This window comes from Campylobacter concisus (assembly GCF_003048595.2).
In the GTDB taxonomy this organism is placed as follows: Bacteria; Campylobacterota; Campylobacteria; order Campylobacterales; family Campylobacteraceae; genus Campylobacter_A; species Campylobacter_A concisus_L.
On the sequence record NZ_CP049270.1, the window covers coordinates 256,690 to 282,085 of the forward strand.

The window sequence follows — 25,396 nt, forward strand, 5'->3', positions numbered from 1 at the left end:
AAAGGTTAAAAGATAGTTAGAAATTTAGAACTTCTATACTATAAATTTACATTTAGCTTAATAACACTTTTATACGATTCGTATTACTATGCAGAAATATTTTTAAACAAAGGGGATTGTGATGAAGAAAATTTTGCTTGTCTTTTTTTTGTTGTTTGGTACTCTTTCTTATGCAAATGAAAATGCCGTTGTGGTCGCTATCGAGGAGCAAACACCTCGTATAAATCCACTTTACGACGAGGATCACGATCCTACGCTTTCGTTGGTTTTCTCTGGCCTTACAAGCCACGATGAAAATAGCCATGTCGTGCCAGAGCTTACGAAGTCTTGGCAAGTAAGCAACGATGGGTTGGAGTATATTTTTGAGCTAAGAGATGATGCCTTTTGGCATGACGGGGTAAAATTTAGCTCAAAAGATGTGAAATTTACCATTGAAGCGGCTCAAGATAAGAAGCTAAACGCGCCTGCTATCTCAAATTATGAAGTCGTAAAAAGCGTTGAAATTTTAGGCGATTACAAAGTAAAGATTACGCTTAATGAGCCGTTTCCGCCATTTCTTGACGCACTTAGTTTTGGTGTTTTGCCTGAGCACATTTTAAAGGGCAAAGATATCTCAACCGATAAATTTAATGAGGCTCCAGTAGGAACTGGCGCATACAAGCTTGTAAAGTGGAAAAAAGATGAGAGCTTGGAATTCGCGGCAAATGAGAAATTTTACAAGGGTGAGCCAAAGATAAAAAAGGTATTTTTTAAAATTGTTGGTGATGAAAATTTAAGGCTCGTTGGGCTTAAAAGTGGTGAGATAGACGTTGCTCTCATTTCTCCAACTGGCGTAAATTTTATAAAAGATGATAAAAAATTAAGCCTGCTTAAATTTAAAAGTGCGGATTATCGGGCATTGATGTTTAACTTTGAAAATCCTATCTTTCAAGATAAAAATGTAAGGATAGCCCTAAATTACGCGGTAAATAAAGATGAAATAGTTAAAAATTTATTTCACGGATATGCAAGTGTGGCGAACAATCCGATAGAAAAAAGCTTTGCAAACGACGGCGAGTTTAAATTTAGCTACGATCCGCAAAAGGCTAGGGAGCTGCTTGAAAAAAGCGGCTTTAAGAAAAACAAGGCTGGCTTTTTTGAAAAGGACGGCAAAGAGCTTGGCTTCGATATCTACGCCTTTAATAACGACATTTTAAGGGTCAATCTAGCCAAAATTTTAAGCAGCGAGCTAAATAAATTTGGCGTGAGAGCCAAAGCCTACGCAAAGCCAAGAACAGCCTTTAGCATAAGCGAGGTTGATAGCTTTATTATTGGCTGGGGAAGCCCATTTGATCCAGACTTTCACACATATAGAATTTTTGGCGGATTTGCCGACATCGATCTCAATGAAAATGGCTGGAATTTTAGCCACTACAAGGACGCAAACGTCGATCTTGCCCTAAAAAACGCAAGATATACAAAGGACGTGGAGCTTAGAAAAAAATACTACAAAGAATTTCTAAAAGCGCTTTTTGAAAATCCACCTTACATTTTTATAGCCTATCTTGACTATCCGCTTGCCTTTAACAACAAAATTTCAGGCATAAAGACGCAAATTTTAGGCCACCATGGGGCTGGATTTTTATGGAACATAAGAGAGTGGCAAGTAAAATAGTGGATAAAAACTTTGTTTAGAGCCATTTTAAAAACAGCGATCTCAAGCCTTGGGTTGCTGTTTTTTATCTCATTTTTTCTATTTTTGCTCATATATTTTTTGCCAGGCAATGTCACTGATGCGATGTTTTTGCGAAGTGAGGCGGTGAGCGTGGCTGTAAAAGAGCAAATTTTAGAAAATTTGGGGCTAAAAGATAACTTTTTCGTGCAGTATTTTAGATGGCTGGCTCACTTTGTCACGGGGGACTTTGGCACTAGCTTTGTAAGTGGAGCAAGCATTTTTTTACTCATTAAAGAGAGACTTTTAAACTCGCTTATTTTGTTTTTTGCTTCGTTTTTTCTGATAGTTTTTTTGTCATTTTTCTTGGGACTTTTAAGCGCCATTTATAAGAATAAATTTGCCGATATCTTTATAAATTTTAGCTCCTTTTTGCTAGCTTCATTGCCACATTTTTACATCGCACTTGTGCTAATAGCGATCTTTAGCGTCTATCTAAACGTGCTGCCAAGCTCTGGCGCAAACGAGCTAGGATCTAGCGGAGTAGGAGCAAAATTTATCATCTTGCCAACGCTTGCCATCATATTGCCACACCTTGGCGCAAACGTGAAATTTGTAAGAGACAGGCTAAATCAAAGCCTAAATGCTGATTTTATTCAGACAGCTCACGCTAGAGGCTTGGGGCGTGGCAAAATTTATCTCTTTGCGATAAAGCACGCAAGCACCGATATAGTCTATTATTTTGCCACACTTGTGGCTGGCGTTTTTGCTGGCTCATACGTCATTGAGAGCATTTTTTCATTTCCTGGCATAGGCAAGCTTAGCCTTGATGCGGTCATCGCCAAAGACTATCCAGTTGCACTTGCGACCATTTTGCTAACGGCTGTTTTTGTCGTTTTTGCAAATTTACTGGCTAAAATTTTTGCCATCTTGGCAGATAAGAGAAATTTATGAGAAAAGTCATATTTTTCCTAGCCTGTTTTGTCTTTTTAGCTCTTGTCACATTTGCCTTTGTTACGCCATTTTTTTCTAAATTTGATCCAAATTTCACTGACTTTATGGCGGTAAATTTAGCCCCAAGTAGCGAACATATCTTTGGCACTGACATCCTAGGCAGGGACAATCTCATAAGAGTGGCCTACGCGCTTAAAAACTCGCTTATTATCTTGCTTTTAGCTGGCTTTTTAACGACGCTTTTCTCGCTCATCTACGCATATCTTGGCACAAGCAAGAGCAGAGTTTGTGAGAGCCTTTTTGACAAGGGACTTGATGCATTTTTAAGCATCCCAAACATCGTTTTTATCATGCTTTTTAGCTCATTTAGTAGCGGAGATCTACTTATCACCTCTTTTATCATCGCCATTTGCTCGTTTATGCAGGGCGCAAAAGTTTTTATGCAAAATTTTAGACTTAATAAAAAGTGCGACTACGCCGAGCAGGCCGTGATAAATGGGGCTAGCAAATTTAGCCTTATCTGCTTTGAAATTTTGCCAAATTTAAAGCATCTAATAGTTAGTATCTTTGGCATAAACGCGATAAACGCAGTCGTCATGGAGGCCACGCTTGGCTTTTTTGGCGTGGGTAGCGACGCAAATAAAATAAGCCTTGGCATCATGCTAAATGAGAGCAAAGAGGCACTTTTTCTTGGCTCTTGGTGGATGGTGCTTTTCCCTGGTGTGACGCTCTTTTTGCTCATCCTTGCAACCTCGATCATCACGTCAAATTCAAAAAATGGCAATATAAAAATATGATAGAGATTAAAAATTTAAACGTTTTTTATAAGGATAAGAAGCTTTTGCGTGAGCTTGATTTTGCCATGAGTGAGGGTAAATTTATAGGTATCACGGGTGCAAGTGGCAGTGGCAAATCGCTCTTTGCAAAGAGCTTAATAAGGCTTTTTGATGATGATTTTAGAGTGAGAGCGGATAAATTTAGCATTTATAAAAAAGATATCTTAAAACTTAGCCAAAATGAGCTAAAAGAGCACCGAAAAAAGGTCGCTGCGCTCGTTTTTCAAAACTCCGTTGCAAGCCTTCATCCGCTCTTAAACGTGGGTGATCACTTTAATGCCTATCTTAGCGGCGATAATAAATCAAATAAAGAGCTTGCATTTGCTTATTTTAGGGAGTTTGGGCTGGGTAATGCCAATCTCATCTGGCACAAATACTCATACGAGCTAAGTGGCGGCGAGGCGAGCCGTGTGCAGATCGCTCTGGCGCTTTGCCTGAAGCCAAAAATTTTAATCTGCGATGAGATAACAAGCGGGCTTGATAGCATTAGCGGTAGCCACGTGGCGGGCATCTTGGAGAGTTTAAAGGGCAAGATGAGCGTCGTTTTTATCTCGCACGATGAGGCGCTAACAAACTATCTTAGTGATGAAATTTGGCAGATGAGAGATGGGCGGCTAAATTTAAAGGAAAATGCGTGAAAATCAGGCTTGAAAACGTCTCAAAAAGTTTAAGCTTTAAGGAGCATTTTAACGCTAGAGCTGAAGTGCTGCACCTTTTAGAGGGGATAAGTTGCGAGCTTGATGATGGCGAAAATTTAGCCATTTTGGGGCAAAGTGGCAGTGGCAAAAGCACGCTTGCAAAGCTCATATCATTTAGCGAGCCAAAAAGTGGGGGCAAAATTTATATAAATAATGAAGAGATCACAGACAAAAATGAGCTCAAAAAAGATATCAGATATATCTTGCAAAACCAAAAACAAGCCCTAAATCCAGCGCTAAAAGTAAAAACCGCCATCGCTCATGTGAGGTCGTATCTTAAGCTTAGCTTTAGCGAAAACGAGCTCAAAGAGCTTTTAATAAATTTAAATTTAAAAGATGAAATTTTAGAAAAATATCCATCTCAGCTAAGTGGCGGCGAGGCGACGAGGGTCGGGATACTGCTAGCGCTTCTTTCAAAGCCAAAAATCTTAATCTGCGATGAGATAACAAGCGGACTTGACAACGAGACGAAGCAAAAGATCATAAATTTGCTTTTAAGCTTAGATGAAAAGATCAGCATAATTTTTATCACGCACGATATTTTAAGTGCGATGAAGATAGCACAAAAAGTGCTAATAATCGAGGCTGGCAAGCAGGTGGCGTGGGGTAAATTTGAAGATCTCATAAGCCAAAATGTCCTTAAAAAATACCTCAATGCTGCAAAAATTTATAAAAATAATCTTTGATATAATGCGAGCAAAAAAGGTCAAATTTGCTAGTTCATATCTGCTGCTCGGTCGATAGCCACTACTTTTTACAGCGCCTACGAAAAGACTATCCAAATGAACGAATAGTAGGCTATTTTTACGATCCAAACATACATCCATATAGCGAATTTTTACTGCGTTTTGAGGACGTGAAGCGAAGCTGCGAGAAGCTAGGTATCGAGCTAATATGTGGCGAATACGACTACGAAGCGTGGCTTGGTGGCACAAAGGGGCTTGAAGATGAGCCAGAAAAGGGCAAAAGGTGCGAATACTGCTTTGATTTTCGTATGAAAGACTCTGCTAAAAAGGCGCTTGAGCTAGGACTTAGTAAGATCACGACAACGCTTTTGATGAGCCCAAAAAAGGACTTTTCTCAGCTTAAAAAGGCGCTTGATGAGGCGGTGGCTGGCTCAAATTTAGAGGCGGTTGCGGTTGATTATAGAAAAAATGGTGGCACAAGCGAGCAGTTTATCCTCGCTAAAAAAGACAAGCTCTATCACCAAAACTACTGCGGCTGCGTCTTTGCGCTAAAAAAACAGCGCGACTCTCAAAATTTGCCCCAAAGTGAGCTAATGAGCGAGCTGCACGCAAGGGCACTTTATGGCAGCATTGAAGCTAGGCTTGAGCTTTACAAAAAGGTGCGCATTTGCGAGGCGAGAGGTGAGAAATTTCACATTTTTAGAAGGCGATTTTTAAACTACAGACTTTTGCGCGCTAGTGTTAAATTTGAAGCAGTTGTGGTGCCAAGCTACTTTGTGCTCTACTCTGGCTTTAAAAGAGAGAATTTAAAGCTAAATGTGGAGCGCGACTGCGAAATGGACGATGAGCTAAAAGAGGGCGTGGTTTTTATGAGCTTAAATCGATTTAATAAATTTACAAATAGTAATTTTGCAAGCATAGATGAGCTTTGCAAAAGACCGCTTGAGCTTAGTGATGAGATGAAATTTCGTCGCGATATAAGTGGGGAATTTTCACAAAATCCTATTATCATTTTAGATGAGATCAAAAAGGGTAGCTACGAAATTTATGCAAAGGCTGTTTTTTATTATGACAGCGAAGAAATTTTGGTTTTAGAGCACTAAATTTAAATTAATCAAAGCTAAATTTCAGAGATTTTTAAAAGAAGCTAATAATTTTTTTCTTAGTATAAATTTGTTACAATCGCCAAAAATTTACATTACTAAGGCTAAAACGTGATAGACGTCGTAGAAATTCAAAAAATTCTCCCACATAGATTTCCATTTTTACTTATAGATAGAGTTGTTGAGCTAGAGCCAGCTAAAAACATCGTTGCTTATAAAAATGTAACCATTGGTGAGCCGATATTTCAGGGGCATTTCCCAGGTCACCCAATATATCCTGGTGTTATGATAATCGAAGGCATGGCGCAAGCTGGCGGCGTGCTAGCGTTTAAGAGCATGAGCGACGAGCACCAAGCTGGTATCGAGAATAAAGTGGTCTATTTTATGAGTATAGACGGAGCAAAATTTCGCCATCCTGTCCGCCCTGGAGATAGACTAGAGTATAGACTAAATGTGCTAAAACACAAAGGAAATATCTGGGTACTTGAAGGCAAAGCATACGTCGATGAAGTACTTTGTGCCGAAGCTGAACTAAAAGCGATGATAGTCGATAAATAGGCTTTTGCTTAAGAAAAAGAGAAACAATGAAAAACATCCACCAAACAGCTGTAATAGAAGATGGAGCGATAATCGGAGATGACGCAAACATCGAGGCCTATGCATTTGTTAGCAAAGATGCAGTCCTTGGCAACAATGTCACGATAAAGCAAGGCGCAAGAGTGCTTGGCAAGACCAAGATTGGCGATAACTCTCGTGTATTTAGCTACGCGATAGTAGGTGACATCCCACAAGATATTAGTTATAAAGATGAGGTCGATACTGGTGTCATTATCGGTGAGCACGCAACTATACGTGAGTTTTGCACGATAAATTCTGGTACACACAAGGGTGATGGCATAACAAGGATCGGCGATAATGCTTTTATCATGGCGTATTCTCACATTGCACACGACTGCATAATAGGCAGTAACGTCATTTTGGCAAATAACGCAACTCTAGCAGGCCACGTCGAGCTTGGCGACTACGCTGTTGTAGGCGGCCTTACACCTATTCACCAGTTTGTTAGAGTGGGTGAGAGCTGCATGGTCGCAGGGGCTAGTGCGCTCAGCCAAGATGTAGTGCCATTTTGCCTAGCTGAGGGCAACAGAGCCTATATAAGAAGCTTAAATTTAGTTGGCATTAGGCGTAGATTTGACAAAGAGCAGGTTGAAGAGCTTGTTCGCGCTTATAAATTTTTGTTTAATCAAGGCATCAGCCTAAAAGATCAAGCAAACGAGCTGATCGCAAAAACCAGCGACGAAAATGTTAAAAAAATGTGTAAATTTATATTAGAAACGACAAGAGGAATTCCACTTGCAAAAGGAAGAGATTAATGGCTAGAAAGTGTAATTTTTGTGGCGAGGCTGAGTCTGCTGAGAGAAGATTACTCGCTGATATCGAAGGAAACGCCTATATATGCGAGTACTGTATCGCTGCTGCATACGATATGATACATGGAGATACTAGCGTAGAAGAGAGTAAAAATGACGAAACGATAGAGTATCAAAAGCTCACACCAAAGGAGCTAAAAGCGGTACTTGATAACTATGTGATCGGTCAAGACAGGGCTAAAAAGGTCTTTAGCGTCGGCGTATATAACCACTATAAGAGAATTTTTAAACAAAGCGACATCAAAGACGATACTGAAATTTCAAAATCAAATATCTTACTTGTTGGCCCAACTGGAAGTGGTAAGACGTTGATGGCTCAGACTTTAGCGAGATTTCTTGATGTGCCTATCGCGATTTGCGATGCAACAAGCCTAACTGAGGCTGGATATGTCGGTGAGGATGTTGAAAATATCCTAACAAGGCTCTTGCAAGCCGCAAATGGTGACGTGAAAAAGGCGGAGCAGGGCATTGTTTTTGTAGATGAGATCGATAAGATCGCTAGAATGAGTGAAAATAGAAGCATTACAAGGGATGTTTCAGGTGAAGGCGTACAGCAAGCACTTTTAAAGATCATCGAAGGAAGTGTTGTAAATATCCCACCAAAAGGTGGCAGAAAACATCCAAACCAAGACTTCATCCAGATAGATACGACAAATATTTTATTTGTTTGTGGCGGCGCATTTGATGGACTTCTTGATATCATCGAGAGAAGAGTTGGTAAAAACGTACTTGGATTTAACCAAGAAAAACGTGGCAAAAATGAAAAAGAAAATTTACTAAGCCTACTTGAGCCAGACGATCTTGTAAGATATGGCCTCATTCCAGAGCTTATTGGCAGACTTCACGTAGTAGCTACTTTGAACGAGATAACAAAAGAAGATATGGTAAAAATTTTAACCGAGCCAAAAAATGCGATATTAAAACAATACCAAAAGCTTTGTGCGATTGACGGCGCTACGCTTAAATTTGATGATGAAGCGCTTGAAGAGATAGCAAGTCTAGCTATTGAGCGAAAGACTGGAGCCAGAGGGCTTAGAAGTATAATGGAAGAGCTTATGACAGACATAATGTATGAGTTGCCAGAGCTAAAAGAATATGATATTGTTATCTCAAAAGAGACTGTAAAAGATAAGGCAAAGCCAATTTTAATAAAGCACGATAAGAAAATAGCGTAAAGGAAATAGATGTTTTTAGATCAGGTTATAGGTTTTTTCTCAAGTGATATGGGCATAGATCTCGGTACGGCAAATACACTTGTTTTGGTAAAGGATAAAGGCATAATAATAAATGAGCCTTCTGTTGTTGCGGTAAGGCGTGAGAAATATGGCAAACAAAAAATTTTAGCGGTCGGACATGCTGCAAAAGAGATGGTAGGAAAAACTCCAGGCGATATTGAGGCGATAAGGCCGATGAGAGATGGTGTTATTGCTGATTTTGATATGACTGAGCGCATGATACGCTATTTTATAGAAAAGACTCATAAAAGAAAAAGCTTTTTACGCCCAAGGATCATCATCTCAGTTCCTTATGGACTTACTCAGGTCGAAAGAAAGGCCGTTAGAGAGAGTGCCTTAAGTGCTGGTGCAAGAGAGGTATTTTTGATCGAAGAGCCTATGGCAGCAGCGATTGGTGCAAATTTACCAGTTCGTGAGCCACAAGGTAACCTAGTAGTTGATATCGGTGGTGGTACGACTGAGATAGGTGTTGTCTCGCTTGGTGGTCTAGTCATCTCAAAATCAATCCGCACAGCTGGCGATAAGATTGATATTAGCATTGTTAATTACATAAAAGAGAAATATAACCTACTAATAGGCGAGCGAACTGGCGAGGAGATAAAGATTGCCGTAGGTTCTGCTGTGCAGCTTGAAAAAGAGCTAAGCGTAGTGGTAAAAGGTCGCGACCAAGTGAGTGGCCTTTTGAGTAGAGTCGAGCTAACAAGCGAAGATGTAAGAGAGGCGATGAGAGAACCACTAAAAGAGATCGCAGATGCGCTTAAAACCGTGCTTGAGATGATGCCGCCTGATCTTGCGGGCGATATCGTGGAGACTGGTATCGTACTAACTGGTGGTGGAGCGCTTATTAGAGGACTTGATAAATTTTTATCTGATATCGTTAAACTTCCAGTTTTTGTAGCAGATGAGCCACTTCTCGCGGTTGCTAGAGGAACGGGCAAGGCACTTGAAGAGATTGGGCTTTTACAACAGCTGACAAATGAAGAGTAAGATTGTTCTTTTTGTTTTTATAGCATTGCTTGCTATGGCCTCAGTTTTCAAGGGAGAAATTTTAAGTAATCTTTCTATTGGGTTTAGTAACTATGCTACAAATTCATACGACAATTTTGCTAAAAGCGTGAAAGACTATATAAACGAATATTTTAGGCAGGCTAGCGAGATAGAAAAACTAAGAGCGCAAAATGAAGAGCTAGAGCGCTCAGCCACGCTTCTTTCTACTTTTGCGAACGAGCTAAATCAAATTTTAAAAGATAAAAACTCAACTGCCTACGCCCCAGCCATAAAGCTAGTAAAAGGGCTTAGCTACGTGCATATTGGGGATTATAATAAAATTTGGATAAGCGAGTTTGAAGGATACGATCCAAATAAAATTTACGGGCTCATCTATCAAGGAAATAGCGCTGGTATCGTCATCGCAAAAGATGGCAAGCCACTAGCTTACTTGCAAAATGACCCAAAAAGTATATTTGCAGTTTATATAGGAAATGACAAAATTCCAGGCGTCGCGCATGGAAATCAAGGCCAAATAATGGTGAAATTTATCCCACAATGGCTCAGCCCAAAAGAGGGCGACGAGGTCTTTACGAGCGGGCTTGACGGGATATTTTTTAGTGGGGTGCCAGTAGGGCGTGTGAGTAAAATTTTAAAAGAGAGCTCCTATCAAAGCGTGATAGTTGAGCCCTATGCGAAGCTAAACATACCAAACTATCTATACGTTGTAACAAAGGAAAAATGATGCCAAAAAGAACAGATATAAATACCATTTTGCTAATCGGCTCAGGCCCTATCGTCATCGGTCAAGCCTGCGAATTTGACTACTCAGGCACGCAAGCAGCCAAGACGCTAAAAGAGCTTGGATACCGCGTAGTGCTTATCAACTCAAACCCAGCCACCATCATGACTGACCCAAATTTTGCTGATGCAACGTATATTGAGCCGATCACAAAAGATAGCATTTTAAAGATCATCGAAAAAGAAAGCATTGATGCCATCTTGCCAACGATGGGTGGTCAAGTAGCGCTAAATGCTGCGATGGAGGTCTTTGAGAGCGGACTTTTAAAGGACGTAAAATTTCTTGGTGCAAACCCAGAAGCGATAAAAAAGGGCGAAGATAGGCAAATTTTTAAAGCGACTATGCAAAAGATCGGCATGGACTTACCTGAGAGTAGATATGCCTACAACATGGACGACGCGCTAAATGCGGCAAACGAGATAGGCTTTCCGCTCATCATAAGAGCTAGCTATACGCTTGGTGGTGCAGGAAGTGGCGTGGCTTATAATATGGATGAGTTTAAAGAGCTAGCCAACACCGGCCTTGACGCAAGCCCGATACATGAAATTTTGATAGAAGAGAGTTTGCTTGGCTGGAAAGAGTACGAGATGGAGGTTATTAGAGATAGAAATGATAACTGCATCATCGTCTGCTCTATTGAAAATTTTGACCCAATGGGCGTGCATACAGGCGATAGTATCACGGTCGCACCAGCACTAACACTCACAGATAAAGAGTATCAGGCTATGCGTGACGCTAGCTTTGCCATACTTCGTGAGATCGGCGTTGATACGGGCGGCAGCAACGTGCAGTTTGCCATAGACCCAAAAACAGGCCGTATGATCGTTATCGAGATGAACCCACGCGTTAGCCGAAGCTCTGCACTTGCTAGTAAAGCTACTGGCTATCCGATCGCAAAGGTCGCGACACTACTTGCAGTTGGTTTTAGCCTAGATGAGATCAAAAACGACATCACAGGCACGCCTGCTAGCTTTGAGCCGGTGATCGACTACATCGTGACAAAGATCCCGCGTTTTACATTTGAGAAATTCCCAGGATCAAACCCATATCTAGGCACTGCGATGAAGTCAGTCGGCGAGGTCATGGCGATAGGCAGGACATTTAAAGAGAGTATCCAAAAGGCTCTTTGCAGCCTAGAGCGTGATCTTTGCGGATTTAATAGCCTTAGCCTAGAGAAAAACGCTTTCATTTATGGCATCAGAAATGCAAATGAGAGGAGAATTTTATATCTAGCACAAGCCTTTAGAGATGGCTTTAGCGTGGCTGAGGTGCATGAGTTTAGTAAGATCGATCCATGGTTTTTAGAGCAAATTTATGAGATAGTTAAATTTGAAGATAAGATCGACATGGATATCTTAAATAACGAAGAGCTGCTGCGAGAGGCCAAAAGTATGGGCTTTTCAGACAAGATGATAGCTGTGCTTATAAATGAAAAAGACGATCTTGAGCTTAGCCAAAATGATATCTATTTTGCTAGGCAAAAGCTTGGCATCGAGCTTGAATACAACGAGGTTGATACTTGTGCGGGCGAGTTTAAGGCGCTAACGCCGTATCTTTACTCAACCACAAATATCACTAAATTTCCTAAAAAAGAGCTAGCAAAAGACGCTAAAAAGGTAATGATAATAGGCGGCGGTCCAAATAGGATCGGCCAGGGTATAGAGTTTGACTACTGCTGCGTGCATGCAAGCTATGCTCTAAGAGACCTTGGCATAAAAACGATAATGTACAACTGCAACCCAGAAACTGTCTCAACCGACTACGACACGAGCGATATTTTGTACTTTGAGCCGATTGATTTTGAGCATGTTAGATCAGTCATCGAGCGTGAAAAGCCAGACGGCGTGATCGTGCATTTCGGCGGCCAAACTCCGCTTAAATTTGCAAAACGCCTAAGCGTGATCGGCGCTAAGATCATCGGAACAACTGCGAGAGTGATCGATGTGGCCGAGGATAGAAAGAAATTTAGCGAATTTATAAATAAAATAGGCGTTCTTCAGCCTAAAAATGACACCGCCACTAGCCTAGAAGAAGCTTTGCAAAAAGCTGCTACTATCGGCTATCCAGTGCTAGTTCGCCCAAGCTACGTCCTTGGTGGCAGGGCGATGAGAAGGGTGCATAACGAGAGCGAGCTAAAAGAGTATATGAGCGAAGCGGTCAAAGTTAGTAATCACTCACCAGTACTACTTGATAAATTTTTACAAGATGCAAAAGAGCTCGACGTAGACGCGATATGTGATGGCAAAGAGGTCTATATTGGCGCGATAATGGAGCATATCGAGGAGGCTGGAATTCACTCTGGTGACTCAGCTTGCATACTGCCACCGATGAGTTTAAGCGCAGAAATGATAAAAAAAGTGGAGAAGCAAACTAGAGATATCGCGCTAAATTTAGGTGTTGTCGGCCTTATGAATATCCAGTTTGCCATCTATGAAAACGAGCTTTACATGATCGAGGTAAATCCTCGCGCGAGCAGGACTGTGCCATTTGTGAGCAAGGCTACTGGCGTGCCTATGGCAAAGGTGGCGACAAGAGTTATGTGGCAGGGAAATTTACGTGAGGCGCTTAAATTTTATGATGATTACAGAGTTGTTTATGAAGAGGGCGACATCTTAAAACCTCGCGTAAGTTCGCATATTTGTGTAAAAGAGTGTGTGTTGCCATTTAACAAGCTAAGTGGCGCCGATCTCATCCTTGGCCCTGAGATGAAAAGCACTGGCGAGGTAATGGGCATAAGCCACGATTTTGCAAGCTCATTTGCAAAGAGCCAGATCGCTGCTAGCAACACTTTGCCAAGCAAGGGCAGGGTATTTTTAACGCTAGCTGACGCTGATAAATCTTACGCGCCTGATCTTGCAAAAGAGCTAATAGCACTTGGTTTTAGTATCATCGCAACTGGCGGTACGCATAAAATTTTAAGCGAAGCTGGCGTTGAGGCTGAGTTTGTCTATAAGATAAGTGAGGGCAGACCAAACGTCGAAGATAGGCTCAAAAACGGCGATATCGCACTTGTCATCAATACAAGCGATACAAAATCAAGTGTGGATGATGGCAAAAAGATCCGCCAAAATGTACTTAGATTTAAAATTCCATATTTTACAACGATCCGCGCAGCACTCGCAGCTGCTAAGTCGCTAAGCACAGTTCAAACTGGTAAAGCACTTGAGGTAAAAAGTCTACAAGAGTATCTAAGCGAGAAATGAATCAAAAAGAGCGCGTAGTAGAAGCGTTGGCTAGCCTTGGTGGGATGGCAACGCTTTTTGATCTTTATCATAAAACTGATGTTAGCACTTGGGGTAGCAAAACTCCATTTGCTAGTATAAGACGGATAGTGCAGACTAATAAAGAATTTTATAAGATCAGAGCCGGACTTTGGGGACTTTGTGAGTTTAGAGATAAAAATTTAGCCAAAACAGGTGATAGTAAGAGTGAGCAAAATGAGAAATTTACACATTCTTATTTTCAAGGCGTTATCGTTGAGATAGGAAATTTAAGACATTTTCAAACATTCATCCCAGCTCAAGATAAGAACAAAATTTATAAATCAGATAAGAAACTTTGCGAACTTGCGAGCTTGAGTGAGATATATAAATTTAGTTATGAAGATATCGTTAAAAGAGCAAAAACAATAGATGCAATATGGTTTAATGAAAGAAATTTACCAAACTCATTTTATGAAGTTGAACATAGCACAGACTTTAAAAACTCACTAAACAAATTTTTTGAGCTTCAAGACTCTAATGCTAGGATGTTTATAGTCGCATACAAAAAGAGGCAAAGAGAGTATGAAAGCGTTTTAAGAGCTAGCATCTACGAGCAGATAGCCCAAAAGGTAAAATTTGCTAGTTATGAAGATATATCAAGGCAGCTTGAAAGAGAGAGAGCGAGCAAGCATCTATAAAAATGGGGATTTAATGAGTGAATTTGAAGTTGAGATAACTGAAATTTTAAGTAAAAAAATAAAGTTTAAAGCAAAAGATCAGCATGAGGCATGTAAGATCGCCAAAAAGGCTTATGAAAAGAGTGAGATCGTGCTTGGAGCTGATGATTTTACTGAGGTGAAATTTAAATCTTGTCCACAAGTAAGCCAAAAGATCAAGGTAAAAAATGAATAATATAACTCCTTTTGATGAATTTATGGCAAGTTTAAAAGAGACAAATGCTACACTTGGCTACTTTTGTGATTTTGAAAAATGTTCTAAGAACCTTGCGAAGGTCGCTATCAAACTTAATGCTTTAAATTCTTTGCTTGGTTCAAAAGATTTGAAAACAGATATTTTCACACTTTTTAGAGAATATCGAAGCTGCTTTGAGGTACTAAATTTACTAATTGCCGTTCGAGAAAGTGGTAGAAAAGTTGTGAGCTCAAGCGGTAATTTACTTGAGCTAAAGAGTTATTTTGATGAGCCAGAGAAAATTTACAGCTTTCTTTTAGAGACTGGGCTTGATGAAGTTTTCAAGGATAGAAAAATTAAAAATTTATGTGATTATGTATTTGGCGTGGAAGTTGGACTTGATACAAACGCTAGAAAAAACCGCAGTGGAGCAAATTTTGCGAATTTAATTTCAGAAAGGTTTCATTCTGAAAATATCTGCTTTCAAGCTGAAGTATCAAGCTCAAATTTTTCATTAAATTTAGGTAGTGATGTGAAGATATTTGATTTTGCGACTCGCATAGAAAATATCACTTATCTAATCGAAGCAAATTTTTATAGTGCCGGTGGCTCAAAATTAAACGAAGTAGCAAGAGCTTACATCGAAATAGCCAAAAGGATCTCCTATTTGCCAGAGTATAAATTTATCTGGATCACTGATGGCTGGGGTTGGCACGATGCTAGAAATAAGCTACAAGAGGCCTATAAGTGTGTGAGGATTTATAACCTTGCAAATTTGCACCTTTTTATAAATGAGCTTAAAAATGCATAACGATTTCAGGCTCATAAATGGCGACTGCTTTAGCGAACTAGCTAAATTTAAGGGAGAGTTTGATCTTATCTTTGCGGATCCACCATATTTTCTTTCAAATGGCGGACTTAGCATCCAAAACGGGCAGATAGTTAGCGTAAATAAAGGCAAGTGGGATGAGGGCACAAATATCGATGAAATTGATGAGTTTAACCTAGAATGGCTCAAACTCGCTAAAAACGCACTTAGTAATAACGGCAGCGTGATGATAAGTGGGACATATCACAACATCTTTTCTATAGGTAGAGCGCTTCAAAAGCTTGATTATAAAATTTTAAACATCATTACATGGCAAAAGACTAATCCTCCGCCAAATTTTAGCTGTAGGTATCTAACGCATAGTACTGAGCAGATCATTTGGGCTAGAAAAGATGAGAGACATAAACACATCTTTAACTATGAGCTTATGAAGCGAATAAATGGAGATAAACAGATGAAAGATGTGTGGAGTTTTGCTGCGATTTCTCCTTGGGAGAAAGCATGCGGTAAGCACCCTACACAAAAACCACTTTCGCTTTTGATAAGGCTTATTTTGATGGCAAGTAATGAAAATAGTGTCATTTGTGATCCATTTGCAGGCTCTGCAACAACTGGCATAGCTGCAAATTTGTTAGGTAGAGATTTTGTTGGTATCGAAAAAGAGCAGGGATTTATGGATATAGCACTTAAGCGAAAGGCTGAGCTAGAAGCAAATTCTATAAAATTTAGAGATAAATTTAGTGATATAAAGTTGCTAGACAGCTTAAAATTTGGTTAGATTCAAGATACCTTACTTTACAACGATCCGTGCAGCACTTGCTGCTGCTAAGTCGCTAAGTGCAGTTCAAACTGGCAAAGCACTTGAGGTAAAAAGCTTGCAAGAGTATTTATCTAAAAAGTAATAAATTTAAGGCAGTTTAGCTTATAGCTAAACTATTTTTTAAAGTATTATTAGAAGCAATAGATGTCCATATATGGCATTTTGCTTTGAATTTTAGTCTAGCTTTCATTAATCTAGTAATATTAAAGCTTATGTTTAATATAATCTCACTCAAAAGGAGAGATTATGAAAATTTTAAATGCTTTTTTTACGGGTATTATATTTGTCCTTGCTCCTATTTTTACGTTATTTGTTGGAATTTACAACAACTACTTTTCTTACTATGGTATAAGCGAGTATTTTAATGTTATTTTTGTTGATAACGTGCCTTTCTTATGGCTTTTGCCCGTATTTTTTATATTTGGGTATTGCTTTTTTTACGCACCTTTTAGAAAAATTTTTAGAGCCTTTTATTTAGTTTTGCTAATAGTTTGTGCTTTTAGTTGGTATCCTGACTTTGGACGCACTTTAGGAGAAAATTATTTTATGAGCAAATCGCTATCTTTAGATATTTCATCAAATTTAGAAAATGAGCAAAAGACTGATGGAAAGATACTTTATGAAGGACGAAGAGAAATTTATTTTTTAAGAAGCGATAATAATAAAGTCGTTAAAATTTCAAAGTAAAGTTTTACCTTTATTTAGTTAAAATGGCATAAAAATTTAAAGGTTTAAAATGCGTTTAAAACTCCCACACGTTCCGTATATTTCACATAAAATAGCAATAGATCTTCTAAATTGTGGTTTCGTAAGACTAAATAAAGGCATTGAGCCAATCGTAGCAAAAACAAGTGAAATTTTAACAGTCGATGTTCAAAAAGAAAGAGCTTTAGATGAGCGAGTAAATGAGCTTTTGGAGAAAAATGAAGACGAGATGCAAACTATGCAAATTGACCGCAAAAATATGTTTTGGCTCGTTAAAAAGAAGCTCGCAGGCGAATTTGATGTAATCTTAACCCACGAAGATAGATTTAGCAATATCGCTCACAAAGTGCTTGAAACTATTTGGAAGAGCGGTCTTGTTGATTATAATGTATCTGAAAATCGCGTAAAAAATGTGATTTATAACTCAATAGACGAGTACTTAAAAAGCTATGAGAAGATAGAAGATGATGTTTATGAAATGATACAAAATTATAAACATAAGCTAATCCCAGGAACTGATGAATATGATCTTGTTTTTGAGCGTTTGTATCAAGATGAGCTTAAAAAAAGAGGCATGCTTTAATGAAAGCTTACATTTATATTGAAAATGGTGTTTTTTTAGAAGCAAAAGCTTTTGGTACTCACGGCGAGTGTGCAGGTGAGCTCGTTTTTAATACCTCAATGACTGGCTATGAAGAGATCATGAGCGATCCAAGCTATGCTGGTCAGTTTATCGTCTTTACTATGCCAGAAATAGGCATAGTAGGTATAAATGAAGATGATATGGAGAGCCTTAGAATTCATGCAAGTGGCGTTATAATGAGAAGCTACAACGAGACCCCGTCAAACTACCGCTCGCAAAAATCTTTGGGAAAATTTTTCGAAGAGCAAGGTAAATTTGGCGTTTATGACGTTGATACTAGATACCTCACAAAGATGCTACGTGACGAGGGTGCGCTTATGGCCTATATCTCAACGCAGATAAGCGACAAAGATGAGCTAAAACGCAGGCTTGAAAGTAGCGGGCGCATCGAAAATATAAACTACGTAAAAACAGTTAGTGCGATGGATGAATATGAGCACAAAAGAGGTGCATGGGATAGAAATTTAAAGTCATATAAGCCGTTAAAAAGTATTGGTAAAAAGATAGCTGTTTTTGACTTTGGTGTAAAGAGAAATATCTTAAATGAGCTATGTGAAACTGGTCTTGAAGTCATTGTCGTGCCACACGACACTAAGGCTGAAATTTTGATAGAAAAATTTAAAAATGGCGAGATAAATGGGGTATTCTTATCAAATGGTCCTGGTGAGCCAAAAAATTTAAAGGCCGAAATAGGCGAGATCAAAAAGATGATTGAGGCTAGGATACCTATATTTGGCATTTGTCTTGGACATCAGCTACTATCAAACGCCTTTGGATACGAGACATATAAGCTTAAATTTGGTCAGCATGGAGCAAATCACCCAGTGCTAAATTTAGAGACAAAGGCGATCGAGATAACAACACAAAATCACAACTACAACGTACCTGAAAGTATCGCAGAAGTAGCAGTTGTGACGCATAGAAATTTATTTGACAACACGATCGAAGGTGTGAGATACAAAGAATATCCGATCTTTTCAGTTCAGCACCACCCAGAAGCAAGTGGTGGTCCAAGCGAGAGTAAATATATATTTAAGCAGTTTTTAGAAATTTTATAAGATGCAAAACATAAACCTTTACATGATTATCTCAGTTGCATTTTTAAGTAGCTTTAGTCATTGTGTAGGTATGTGCAGCGGATTTTTGAGTTTACAGACTCTATTTTTTAAAGGTAAGAATAAAATAGAAATTTTAATGCTAAGTACGCTTTATAGTCTAGCTAGAATTTTTGCTTATGTAGTTTTAGGAGCTTTACTTGGCACCTTTGGAGCTGTTATTAGCTTTAACATGCAAGCAAGAGGCGTGATATTTTTCATAGTTGGCTTAATGATCGCGTTTATCGGCATTGCCTTACTTTTTAGGGGTGAACTTTTAAAATTTGTAGAGAATCAAAAGGCGCTTAATTTTGTAGCAAGAATTGCAAAAACAAGGATTCAAAAGAAAAATTTAACAAATTTTTTATTACTTGGTTTTTTAAATGGCTTTTTGCCTTGTGGTGTGGTTTATTATTTTTTGGCACTTGGGATTTTAAGTGCAAATTTTATTGATTCGGTTTTTATAATGCTTGTATTTGGTCTTTGTACATTGCCAGCTATGCTTTTAGCTAGCTTTGTATTTGGAATTTTAAATGAAAAATTTAAAGACATAATGTTTAAGATCTCAGCTAGCATAATGATAATAAATGGAATTTATCTATCATTTTTAGGATATAGAGCAAATGCTTAAGATAGTTAAAGTAAGAGAGATAATTGTTAATTACGTCAAAATTTATGATGTTTGATAAATATAACCAAAAAGGAAGAATAAATGAGCAAGATTCTTAATAATCTAACTGTTCTTATCGTTGAGAATGAGGGAGATGGTAAAAAAATAGTACAAGAAGTTATGCGAGATAAATTCGAAAAAGTTATCACTGCTCAAAATGGCGATGAAGGACTTAAGAAATTTAAAAAATATAATCCAAATATGGTTATAACAGACGTTTTTATGCCTATAATGAATGGCCTTGATATGGCTAAATGCATTAAAGAAATTTCAAAAGATACACCTATTATAGTTTTTAGTACAAATAGTGAAAAAGAAACACTTCTAAAAGCGATAGATGTTGGTATTGATAAATACGTTTTAAAGCCGATTGATCTTGATGATTTTTTAGTTACGTTAGAAAATGTCGCTAAAAATAAGATAGAAACAGCAAATATTATTCAGGTTACAAATGGATATAGTTTTAATAAAATAAAACGTGTGCTTATCAGAGATGGTGTTGAAATTTCTCTTACAAAAAAAGAACTTGCTTTTATATCTTTACTCATAAAAAGACTTGGTACGCTTGTGCTTCACGATGAAATAAAAAATGTTGTTTGGGTTGGTGAGAGCGTGACAGAGGCTGCTATTAGGACCTTTGTTAAACGTGTTAGAGATAAAGTCGGTAGTAATTTTATAAAAAATGTTCCTGGACTTGGTTACAAAATAGATAGAAGACTCTCTTAGTAAAAGATAATTTATATTAATTAAGTCTTTTTATAGTTTTTCTACTCTAAAATAACCGAAAATTAATATAAATTTAACTAGGAGGAAAATTTATGCGACCATCCCAGTTGCTACATTATGATTATAGTGTGGCAAAACTCTTTATGTTTTCCACAATATTTTTTGGTATTGTTGGCATGGCTATTGGTGTTTTGGTGGCTTTTCAGCTTGCCTGTCCTGATCTAAACTATATAGCTGGTGAGTATTCGGCCTTTGGAAGGTTGCGTCCTCTTCATACCAATGGCATTATATTTGGTTTTATGCTTTCAGGTATTTTTTCTACTTGGTACTATATCGGACAGCGTGTTTTAAAAGTTTCAATGAGTGAGTCGCCATTTTTGATGTTCATTGGTAAGCTTCATTTTTGGCTTTATATATTTGTTATGATTCTAGCTGTTGTGACGCTTTTTATGGGCGAGAGTACATCTAAGGAGTATGCCGAGCTCGAGTGGCCAATAGATATTGCAGTAGTAGTAGTCTGGGTGCTTTGGGGCGTTAGTATATTTGGACTTATTGGTATACGCCGCGAGAAAACACTTTACATCTCAGTTTGGTATTACATTGCTACATTTCTTGGCGTTGCCATGCTTTATCTATTTAATAACATGGAAATTCCAACAAGGCTAGTTAGTGGATATGGCTCATGGCTACACTCAGTTTCGATGTATGCTGGCTCTAATGATGCTTTGGTTCAGTGGTGGTACGGTCACAACGCAGTTGCATTTGTATTTACAGTAGCGATCATTGCCCAAATTTATTATTTCTTACCAAAAGAGAGCGGACAGCCAATATTTTCTTATAAGCTTTCGTTATTTTCATTCTGGGGCCTTATGTTTATCTATCTTTGGGCTGGCGGTCACCACCTAATATATACTGCTGTGCCTGATTGGATGCAGACTATGGGTTCGGTTTTTTCTATTGTTTTGATTTTACCTTCTTGGGGTTCAGCTATTAATATGCTTCTTACAATGAAAGGCGAATGGACACAACTTCGCGAGAGCCCGCTTATTAAATTTATGATTCTAGCTTCAACTTTTTATATGTTTTCAACTCTTGAAGGCCCTATCTTAGCTATCAAATCTGTAAATGCACTAGCTCACTATACTGACTGGGTGCCAGGACACGTACATGATGGCGCACTTGGCTGGGTTGGTTTTATGACTATGGCAGCACTTTATCATATGACGCCACGTGTCTTTAAGCGTGAAATTTATTCAAAATCCTTAATGGAAGCTCAATTTTGGATACAAACAACAGGTATCGTTTTATACTTTGCTTCTATGTGGATTGCTGGTATTACGCAAGGTATGATGTGGAGAGCGACTGATAGTTATGGAAATTTACTCTACTCATTTATTGATACTGTTGTAGTGCTTATACCTTATTATTATATTAGAGCTATTGGTGGGCTTTTGTATTTGATTGGCTTTTTGATGTTTGCTTACAATATTTATAAATCAACTTCTGCTAAAGCTATTTTGGCAGAGCCAAAAAGTGCAACGCCTATGGGCGGTGCTAAAGCCAATGCGGAGGTGATGTGATGTTTGCTTGGTTAGAAAAAAATCCATTCTTTTTTGCAGTTTGCGTCTTTATCGTCATAGCTTATGCTGGCGTGGTAGAAATTTTACCTGATTTCGCAAATAGAGCTAGACCACTCGAGGGTACAAAACCTTATACAGTTTTAGAGCTTGCTGGAAAAAATATATATATACAAAATGGTTGCAACACCTGCCACTCACAGATGATACGTCCGTTTAAAGCTGAGACTGATAGATATGGCATGTATTCGCTAAGTGGCGAATTTGCTTATGATCGTCCGCATCTTTGGGGTTCAAAAAGAACGGGCCCAGATCTTATGCGTGTGGGTAATTATAGAACGACAGATTGGCATGAAAATCATATGTTAAACCCAGCCTCTGTTGTGCCAGGTTCGATCATGCCAGCATATCCATTTTTATTTAAGAAAAATGCTGACATAGAGACCGCTTACGCTGAAGCACTAACTGTTAAAAAGGTCTTTAACACGCCTTATGATGAGAAAGATATGCCAGCTCTTGGTACTTTTGAGCAAGCAAATGCCAACGTGAAAGAGCAGGCTGCAAGTATCGTTGAAAGTATGAAAGATGAGCAAGTAAAAAGTGCCTTTGCAAAGGGTGAAATTCGCCAGATCGTGGCACTTATCGCCTATCTAAATAGCCTAAAATAGGAGTTAATAATGGATATTAGAGAACTTCAAGCTTATGGCTATTTTATTTTGACAGCATTCTTAGCTATCACTTTGTATGCTTATTTTTTTCATCTTTACAAAAGTGAAAAGCAAGGTAGAAGAAATTATGAGAAATATTCGAAATTAGCCCTAGATGATGAGATCGGAAGTAAAATTTTAGAGCAAAAGGCTACAAAGGAGAGCGTATGCAATGGCTAAATTTAGAAGATAATATAAATTTACTTGCGTTAATAGGTGCCATCTTAATTATCGTACTAACTGTCGTTGTAGCTGGCAAGTATGTTGGTCAAATGAAAGTTAAAAAAGATGAAAGCGTAGAGCTTAGCGAGCACAACTGGGATGGGATAGGCGAGTATAAAAACCCAGTTCCATTTGGTTGGGCGATAGTTTTTTTACTAACTCTTGTTTGGGCTATTTGGTATTATTTACTTGGTTATCCACTAAATTCTTACTCACAAATCGGTGAATATAATAAAGAAGTAAAAGAAGCAAACGCTAAATTTGAAAAAGAGTATGCAAACCCAAGCAAAGAAACGCTTCATGCTATGGGAGAGAGCGTATTTTTGGTGCAATGCTCAGCATGTCATGGCATCACAGGCGATGGCATTGGTGGCAAAGCTGCAAATTTACAAATTTGGGGTAGCGAACAAGGAATAGTTGATACGATACTAAATGGCTCAAAGGGACTTGATTATCCTATGGGCGAGATGCCAGCAGGTCTAGCTGATGCTGATGGAGCAAAGGCCATTGCAGCTTATGTTGCAAAAGAGATAAGTGCTATAAAAAGTACAAAAAATGAAAATTTAGTAGCTATGGGAAAAGAGCTTTACGTAGCTTGTGCTGCTTGTCACGGAGATGATGGCAAAGGCATGGATGGTATGTCGGCTGATCTTAGTAAATATGGTTCAAGTGAGTTCATCGTAGATGTACTAAATCGTGGTAAAAACGGCAACATCGGTGTTATGCCTAAATTTAATGATGGCAGATTAAACGAGATACAACAAAAAGCAGTTGGCGAATATGTCATATCGCTATCAAAGGGCGAATAATGGAAAATAAAAATAGAAATATCTTTGCTTTAAATGGCATTAGCGGTTATTTGGTGGCAGTTTTGCTTTTGCTATCTATCCTTGGCGTACTTACTTATATTGGTATTGGCTTGCAAAAAGATGTAGCAACCAAACCTTACTCATTAAAAGATGCAAGTAGCATTGAGATGAAGAGCGTTGACAACGCTAAACACGTCATTATAAAGGAGTAGTGATGCTAGGCATAATAGAAAAAGCCATAATCTTGCTGATAGTTGTTGCAGGAGCTATTTGTGCGTGGTCAGTGCTTACATCAAACCACCTTTTTGTAGGCTAGGTGTGAGAAAATTTATACTCATTTTTATATTTTTGCTCTCACAAAGTTTGGCTTTGGGAGCAAATTTTGTGATAAATAATGATGAAATTTTAAGCCAAAAAGTAAGTGTAAAGCTAAATGAGATCGGCAGTGAGCTTTACGCAAAAAGCGGTATAAATTTAGTAGTTGGCGTATATAAAGATGGTGAGCTAGAAGCTCTTTTTAAAGAGCAAAACCTTAGCTCACCTTATGCTTTTTTACTGCTTATAAAGGATAAAAAGAAAGTAGAAATTTTTGCCGATTCTAATACTTCAAAGCTTTTTAATAAAGAACAAATTTTAAGTGTAAATCCAGAATCAGGAACGATAATTCCTATTTTAGTTTCTAAAAATGGCAAAGATATCTATAATGCCGCTATATTAAATGGCTACGCTGATATTGCCGAGCAAATCGCATCTAGCTTAAATTTACAGCTTGAAAGTAGTGTTGGAAATTCAAACAAAACTACGTTAAATTTTTTAAGATTTTTCATCTATGGCTTGGTTGCATTTTTTATAGTTGTTATCTTTTATAAAAAGGTAAAAAATGGATAAAAAAACCTTTTGGCCTTATGCTATCGTGCTTAGCTTCATTGCTATCATTATCGCTTGCGCAGTAACGATCATCATAGCACTGAAATATCCAGTCGAGATGGATAGCTCTTATATGCAAAGCTACCAAAATGTCGATGAAAATATAACCTTTATCAAAGAGAGTGAAAAACGCTTTGATGAGAAATTTGATCTAAAATTTGAGCCAAATTTTAATGCCCTAAATGCTAAGTTTAAATTTCATCTAACTCCCCAAAAAGGAGAAATTTCAGCTTTAAAATATGAAATTTTACTTACTCGCCCACAGACAAATAAAGAAAATAAAATTTTAAGAGCTTCATGGCAAGAAAATGATCTAGTAAGTGAAGAAACAAGTCTAAGAGAAGGTAGATGGCAGCTACTTTTAAGGCTAAGTGACACTAATGATACAAGGTATTATAAATTTGATCTTAATGTCACAAAATGATCTTAAAATCGCAGCTTTGGCATCTGGAAAAGATTTCAAAGCCGAGTTTAAATTTTAATAAACTAATCTTTTTAGCTAAATCTAAAACCAAAATACTAAGTTTTTATCAAATAAAACTATAAATCAAATCTCTTTAAATCCAAAATTTAATCCCAAACGCTCACAAGTACCGACATATTCTTTAAATTTATAGATTAATGGATGCCATTTTTGCGTATCTATCTTTTTATCTTTTAGTAAATTTTCATCTACAAAAATGCCTGTAATCTTGCAAGTAACTATGCTAAACCACTCTTTTAACTCTATCTTTTCTACAACCGTTTCTATCTGTATCTTACACTCTTTTATCCTGACGGTTTTTGCATTTATGCCAGGTTCTTTGCTGAGATTTGCTACCTTAAATTTATCGTGCTCGTAGGTGTAGCCAAGATTCTTTTTTTCTTCTGGCACGTCACTATCACCAGTTAGTTTTTCCATTTTTTGCACAGCTTCTAGCAGGCTTTCATCACATAAATTTAGCGTGATATCTGAACCGTTTTTAATATTTTTAAAGCCTTGATTTTCAATGCCTATGCCAAGCACTACTGTATTTCCTAACGTCCAAGAAGATGAAAGCACCGTGATATCATCGTTTGCATTTTTATCTTTTGTAGTGGCTAGCAAAACCGGAAAGCCGTAGTAAAAACCTTGTCTGTTTAACTCTTTATGCATTTTTGCTCCTTTTTTTGTGATTGTAGCTTTTGGCT

The 25,396-nt window shown here is 38.1% G+C and carries 29 protein-coding genes and 1 pseudogene; 29 read left to right on the plus strand and 1 reads right to left on the minus strand.

The window, feature by feature from the left end; all coding sequences use genetic code 11:
- Window positions 1-121 precede the first annotated feature (121 nt).
- The 29 genes and pseudogenes from CVT15_RS01255 (at window position 122) to CVT15_RS01390 (ending at window position 24,650) form a co-directional block, all read left to right on the plus strand.
- A complete protein-coding gene (locus CVT15_RS01255; RefSeq protein ID WP_107898101.1) occupies window positions 122-1,654 on the plus strand; it encodes an ABC transporter substrate-binding protein in 1,533 nt (510 codons plus the stop codon).
- A 12-nt stretch (window positions 1,655-1,666) separates the two neighbouring features.
- Window positions 1,667-2,605, plus strand: a complete 939-nt coding sequence (locus CVT15_RS01260) for an ABC transporter permease (RefSeq protein WP_107898100.1) — start codon at window positions 1,667-1,669, stop codon at window positions 2,603-2,605.
- Window positions 2,602-3,402: an ABC transporter permease gene (locus CVT15_RS01265; RefSeq protein ID WP_107898099.1), complete on the plus strand. Its 801-nt coding sequence runs from the start codon at window positions 2,602-2,604 to the stop codon at window positions 3,400-3,402. The genes CVT15_RS01260 and CVT15_RS01265 overlap by 4 nt, the downstream gene beginning before the upstream one ends.
- Window positions 3,399-4,079 (plus strand): ATP-binding cassette domain-containing protein, encoded by a 681-nt coding sequence (locus CVT15_RS01270; protein WP_103576865.1) that lies wholly within the window; start codon window positions 3,399-3,401, stop codon window positions 4,077-4,079. The genes CVT15_RS01265 and CVT15_RS01270 overlap by 4 nt, the downstream gene beginning before the upstream one ends.
- Complete coding sequence (locus CVT15_RS01275) at window positions 4,076-4,825, plus strand: ATP-binding cassette domain-containing protein (RefSeq protein ID WP_103576866.1); 750 nt, start codon at window positions 4,076-4,078, stop codon at window positions 4,823-4,825. Before CVT15_RS01270 ends, CVT15_RS01275 begins: the two co-directional genes overlap by 4 nt.
- Before the next feature lie 26 nt (window positions 4,826-4,851).
- Window positions 4,852-5,928 carry an epoxyqueuosine reductase QueH gene (locus tag CVT15_RS01280; protein WP_103576867.1) on the plus strand — a complete coding sequence of 359 codons (1,077 nt, stop codon included), beginning with the start codon at window positions 4,852-4,854 and terminating at the stop codon, window positions 5,926-5,928.
- Window positions 5,929-6,039: 111 nt separating this feature from the next.
- Window positions 6,040-6,486 carry a 3-hydroxyacyl-ACP dehydratase FabZ gene (fabZ, locus tag CVT15_RS01285; protein WP_087578292.1) on the plus strand — a complete coding sequence of 149 codons (447 nt, stop codon included), beginning with the start codon at window positions 6,040-6,042 and terminating at the stop codon, window positions 6,484-6,486.
- Between the two features lie 26 nt (window positions 6,487-6,512).
- Window positions 6,513-7,301 carry an acyl-ACP--UDP-N-acetylglucosamine O-acyltransferase gene (gene lpxA, locus CVT15_RS01290; RefSeq protein WP_103576868.1) on the plus strand — a complete coding sequence of 263 codons (789 nt, stop codon included), beginning with the start codon at window positions 6,513-6,515 and terminating at the stop codon, window positions 7,299-7,301.
- A complete protein-coding gene (gene clpX / locus CVT15_RS01295) occupies window positions 7,301-8,533 on the plus strand; it encodes an ATP-dependent Clp protease ATP-binding subunit ClpX (RefSeq protein WP_021090629.1) in 1,233 nt (410 codons plus the stop codon). The genes lpxA and clpX overlap by 1 nt, the downstream gene beginning before the upstream one ends.
- 9 nt (window positions 8,534-8,542) lie before the next feature.
- The gene (locus CVT15_RS01300) at window positions 8,543-9,580 is read left to right on the plus strand and encodes a rod shape-determining protein (RefSeq protein ID WP_021090637.1); all 1,038 of its coding nucleotides are present in this window, start codon (window positions 8,543-8,545) and stop codon (window positions 9,578-9,580) included.
- On the plus strand, window positions 9,570-10,325 hold the full coding sequence (mreC, locus tag CVT15_RS01305) for a rod shape-determining protein MreC (RefSeq protein ID WP_103576869.1): 756 nt from the start codon (window positions 9,570-9,572) through the stop codon (window positions 10,323-10,325). Before CVT15_RS01300 ends, mreC begins: the two co-directional genes overlap by 11 nt.
- Complete coding sequence (gene carB / locus CVT15_RS01310) at window positions 10,325-13,585, plus strand: carbamoyl-phosphate synthase large subunit (RefSeq protein WP_103576870.1); 3,261 nt, start codon at window positions 10,325-10,327, stop codon at window positions 13,583-13,585. The genes mreC and carB overlap by 1 nt, the downstream gene beginning before the upstream one ends.
- Complete coding sequence (locus tag CVT15_RS01315; protein WP_103576871.1) at window positions 13,582-14,283, plus strand: hypothetical protein; 702 nt, start codon at window positions 13,582-13,584, stop codon at window positions 14,281-14,283. The genes carB and CVT15_RS01315 overlap by 4 nt, the downstream gene beginning before the upstream one ends.
- A gap of 13 nt (window positions 14,284-14,296) precedes the next feature.
- Window positions 14,297-14,497, plus strand: a complete 201-nt coding sequence (locus CVT15_RS01320; protein WP_103576874.1) for a DpnD/PcfM family protein — start codon at window positions 14,297-14,299, stop codon at window positions 14,495-14,497.
- The gene (locus CVT15_RS01325) at window positions 14,490-15,308 is read left to right on the plus strand and encodes a type II restriction endonuclease (RefSeq protein ID WP_107898098.1); all 819 of its coding nucleotides are present in this window, start codon (window positions 14,490-14,492) and stop codon (window positions 15,306-15,308) included. Before CVT15_RS01320 ends, CVT15_RS01325 begins: the two co-directional genes overlap by 8 nt.
- A complete protein-coding gene (locus tag CVT15_RS01330) occupies window positions 15,301-16,104 on the plus strand; it encodes a DNA-methyltransferase (protein WP_230853957.1) in 804 nt (267 codons plus the stop codon). Before CVT15_RS01325 ends, CVT15_RS01330 begins: the two co-directional genes overlap by 8 nt.
- A pseudogene (locus tag CVT15_RS10140) lies at window positions 16,094-16,228 on the plus strand (hypothetical protein); the annotation flags it as partial. The gene CVT15_RS01330 and the pseudogene CVT15_RS10140, both read left to right, overlap by 11 nt.
- Window positions 16,229-16,392: 164 nt before the next feature.
- Window positions 16,393-16,833 carry a hypothetical protein gene (locus CVT15_RS01335; protein ID WP_021090558.1) on the plus strand — a complete coding sequence of 147 codons (441 nt, stop codon included), beginning with the start codon at window positions 16,393-16,395 and terminating at the stop codon, window positions 16,831-16,833.
- Window positions 16,834-16,882: 49 nt separating this feature from the next.
- Entirely contained in the window at window positions 16,883-17,434 is a 552-nt protein-coding gene (locus CVT15_RS01340; RefSeq protein ID WP_103576744.1) for a DUF507 family protein, read from the plus strand.
- Window positions 17,434-18,552, plus strand: coding sequence for a glutamine-hydrolyzing carbamoyl-phosphate synthase small subunit (gene carA, locus CVT15_RS01345; protein ID WP_103576745.1), 1,119 nt, complete (start codon window positions 17,434-17,436; stop codon window positions 18,550-18,552). Before CVT15_RS01340 ends, carA begins: the two co-directional genes overlap by 1 nt.
- A 1-nt stretch (window position 18,553) precedes the next feature.
- Window positions 18,554-19,219: a sulfite exporter TauE/SafE family protein gene (locus tag CVT15_RS01350; protein ID WP_230853958.1), complete on the plus strand. Its 666-nt coding sequence runs from the start codon at window positions 18,554-18,556 to the stop codon at window positions 19,217-19,219.
- 81 nt (window positions 19,220-19,300) lie between these two features.
- Complete coding sequence (locus tag CVT15_RS01355; RefSeq protein ID WP_084041627.1) at window positions 19,301-19,984, plus strand: response regulator transcription factor; 684 nt, start codon at window positions 19,301-19,303, stop codon at window positions 19,982-19,984.
- A gap of 92 nt (window positions 19,985-20,076) precedes the next feature.
- Entirely contained in the window at window positions 20,077-21,564 is a 1,488-nt protein-coding gene (ccoN, locus tag CVT15_RS01360) for a cytochrome-c oxidase, cbb3-type subunit I (RefSeq protein ID WP_103576746.1), read from the plus strand.
- The gene (ccoO, locus tag CVT15_RS01365; RefSeq protein WP_084041629.1) at window positions 21,564-22,229 is read left to right on the plus strand and encodes a cytochrome-c oxidase, cbb3-type subunit II; all 666 of its coding nucleotides are present in this window, start codon (window positions 21,564-21,566) and stop codon (window positions 22,227-22,229) included. The genes ccoN and ccoO overlap by 1 nt, the downstream gene beginning before the upstream one ends.
- Window positions 22,230-22,235: 6 nt before the next feature.
- Entirely contained in the window at window positions 22,236-22,448 is a 213-nt protein-coding gene (locus CVT15_RS01370) for a cytochrome c oxidase, cbb3-type, CcoQ subunit (RefSeq protein ID WP_081004420.1), read from the plus strand.
- Window positions 22,436-23,299 carry a cbb3-type cytochrome c oxidase N-terminal domain-containing protein gene (locus CVT15_RS01375; RefSeq protein WP_103576747.1) on the plus strand — a complete coding sequence of 288 codons (864 nt, stop codon included), beginning with the start codon at window positions 22,436-22,438 and terminating at the stop codon, window positions 23,297-23,299. Before CVT15_RS01370 ends, CVT15_RS01375 begins: the two co-directional genes overlap by 13 nt.
- Window positions 23,299-23,511: a DUF4006 family protein gene (locus tag CVT15_RS01380; RefSeq protein WP_021090794.1), complete on the plus strand. Its 213-nt coding sequence runs from the start codon at window positions 23,299-23,301 to the stop codon at window positions 23,509-23,511. Before CVT15_RS01375 ends, CVT15_RS01380 begins: the two co-directional genes overlap by 1 nt.
- 106 nt (window positions 23,512-23,617) lie before the next feature.
- Window positions 23,618-24,187 (plus strand): hypothetical protein, encoded by a 570-nt coding sequence (locus CVT15_RS01385; protein WP_103576748.1) that lies wholly within the window; start codon window positions 23,618-23,620, stop codon window positions 24,185-24,187.
- Window positions 24,180-24,650: a FixH family protein gene (locus CVT15_RS01390; protein ID WP_103576749.1), complete on the plus strand. Its 471-nt coding sequence runs from the start codon at window positions 24,180-24,182 to the stop codon at window positions 24,648-24,650. Before CVT15_RS01385 ends, CVT15_RS01390 begins: the two co-directional genes overlap by 8 nt.
- A gap of 123 nt (window positions 24,651-24,773) precedes the next feature.
- Here CVT15_RS01390 and CVT15_RS01395 read toward each other — a convergent pair whose 3' ends face one another.
- Window positions 24,774-25,361 carry a flavin reductase gene (locus tag CVT15_RS01395; RefSeq protein WP_103629025.1) on the minus strand — a complete coding sequence of 196 codons (588 nt, stop codon included), beginning with the start codon at window positions 25,359-25,361 and terminating at the stop codon, window positions 24,774-24,776.
- Window positions 25,362-25,396 lie beyond the last annotated feature (35 nt).

Excerpts from the sequence above, each read along its gene's own strand:
- CVT15_RS01255 (WP_107898101.1), top strand. The coding sequence starts at position 122 with ATGAAGAAAATTTTGCTTGTCTTTTTTTTGTTGTTTGGTACTCTTTCT.
- CVT15_RS01265 (WP_107898099.1), top strand. The coding sequence starts at position 2,602 with ATGAGAAAAGTCATATTTTTCCTAGCCTGTTTTGTCTTTTTAGCTCTT.
- CVT15_RS01270 (WP_103576865.1), top strand. The coding sequence starts at position 3,399 with ATGATAGAGATTAAAAATTTAAACGTTTTTTATAAGGATAAGAAGCTT.
- lpxA (WP_103576868.1), top strand. The coding sequence starts at position 6,513 with ATGAAAAACATCCACCAAACAGCTGTAATAGAAGATGGAGCGATAATC.
- clpX (WP_021090629.1), top strand. The coding sequence starts at position 7,301 with ATGGCTAGAAAGTGTAATTTTTGTGGCGAGGCTGAGTCTGCTGAGAGA.
- CVT15_RS01300 (WP_021090637.1), top strand. The coding sequence starts at position 8,543 with ATGTTTTTAGATCAGGTTATAGGTTTTTTCTCAAGTGATATGGGCATA.
- mreC (WP_103576869.1), top strand. The coding sequence starts at position 9,570 with ATGAAGAGTAAGATTGTTCTTTTTGTTTTTATAGCATTGCTTGCTATG.
- carB (WP_103576870.1), top strand. The coding sequence starts at position 10,325 with ATGCCAAAAAGAACAGATATAAATACCATTTTGCTAATCGGCTCAGGC.
- CVT15_RS01315 (WP_103576871.1), top strand. The coding sequence starts at position 13,582 with ATGAATCAAAAAGAGCGCGTAGTAGAAGCGTTGGCTAGCCTTGGTGGG.
- CVT15_RS01320 (WP_103576874.1), top strand. The coding sequence starts at position 14,297 with ATGAGTGAATTTGAAGTTGAGATAACTGAAATTTTAAGTAAAAAAATA.
- CVT15_RS01325 (WP_107898098.1), top strand. The coding sequence starts at position 14,490 with ATGAATAATATAACTCCTTTTGATGAATTTATGGCAAGTTTAAAAGAG.
- CVT15_RS01330 (WP_230853957.1), top strand. The coding sequence starts at position 15,301 with ATGCATAACGATTTCAGGCTCATAAATGGCGACTGCTTTAGCGAACTA.
- CVT15_RS01335 (WP_021090558.1), top strand. The coding sequence starts at position 16,393 with ATGAAAATTTTAAATGCTTTTTTTACGGGTATTATATTTGTCCTTGCT.
- CVT15_RS01340 (WP_103576744.1), top strand. The coding sequence starts at position 16,883 with ATGCGTTTAAAACTCCCACACGTTCCGTATATTTCACATAAAATAGCA.
- carA (WP_103576745.1), top strand. The coding sequence starts at position 17,434 with ATGAAAGCTTACATTTATATTGAAAATGGTGTTTTTTTAGAAGCAAAA.
- CVT15_RS01350 (WP_230853958.1), top strand. The coding sequence starts at position 18,554 with ATGCAAAACATAAACCTTTACATGATTATCTCAGTTGCATTTTTAAGT.
- CVT15_RS01355 (WP_084041627.1), top strand. The coding sequence starts at position 19,301 with ATGAGCAAGATTCTTAATAATCTAACTGTTCTTATCGTTGAGAATGAG.
- ccoN (WP_103576746.1), top strand. The coding sequence starts at position 20,077 with ATGCGACCATCCCAGTTGCTACATTATGATTATAGTGTGGCAAAACTC.
- ccoO (WP_084041629.1), top strand. The coding sequence starts at position 21,564 with ATGTTTGCTTGGTTAGAAAAAAATCCATTCTTTTTTGCAGTTTGCGTC.
- CVT15_RS01375 (WP_103576747.1), top strand. The coding sequence starts at position 22,436 with ATGCAATGGCTAAATTTAGAAGATAATATAAATTTACTTGCGTTAATA.
- CVT15_RS01380 (WP_021090794.1), top strand. The coding sequence starts at position 23,299 with ATGGAAAATAAAAATAGAAATATCTTTGCTTTAAATGGCATTAGCGGT.
- CVT15_RS01390 (WP_103576749.1), top strand. The coding sequence starts at position 24,180 with ATGGATAAAAAAACCTTTTGGCCTTATGCTATCGTGCTTAGCTTCATT.
- CVT15_RS01395 (WP_103629025.1), bottom strand. The coding sequence starts at position 25,361 with ATGCATAAAGAGTTAAACAGACAAGGTTTTTACTACGGCTTTCCGGTT.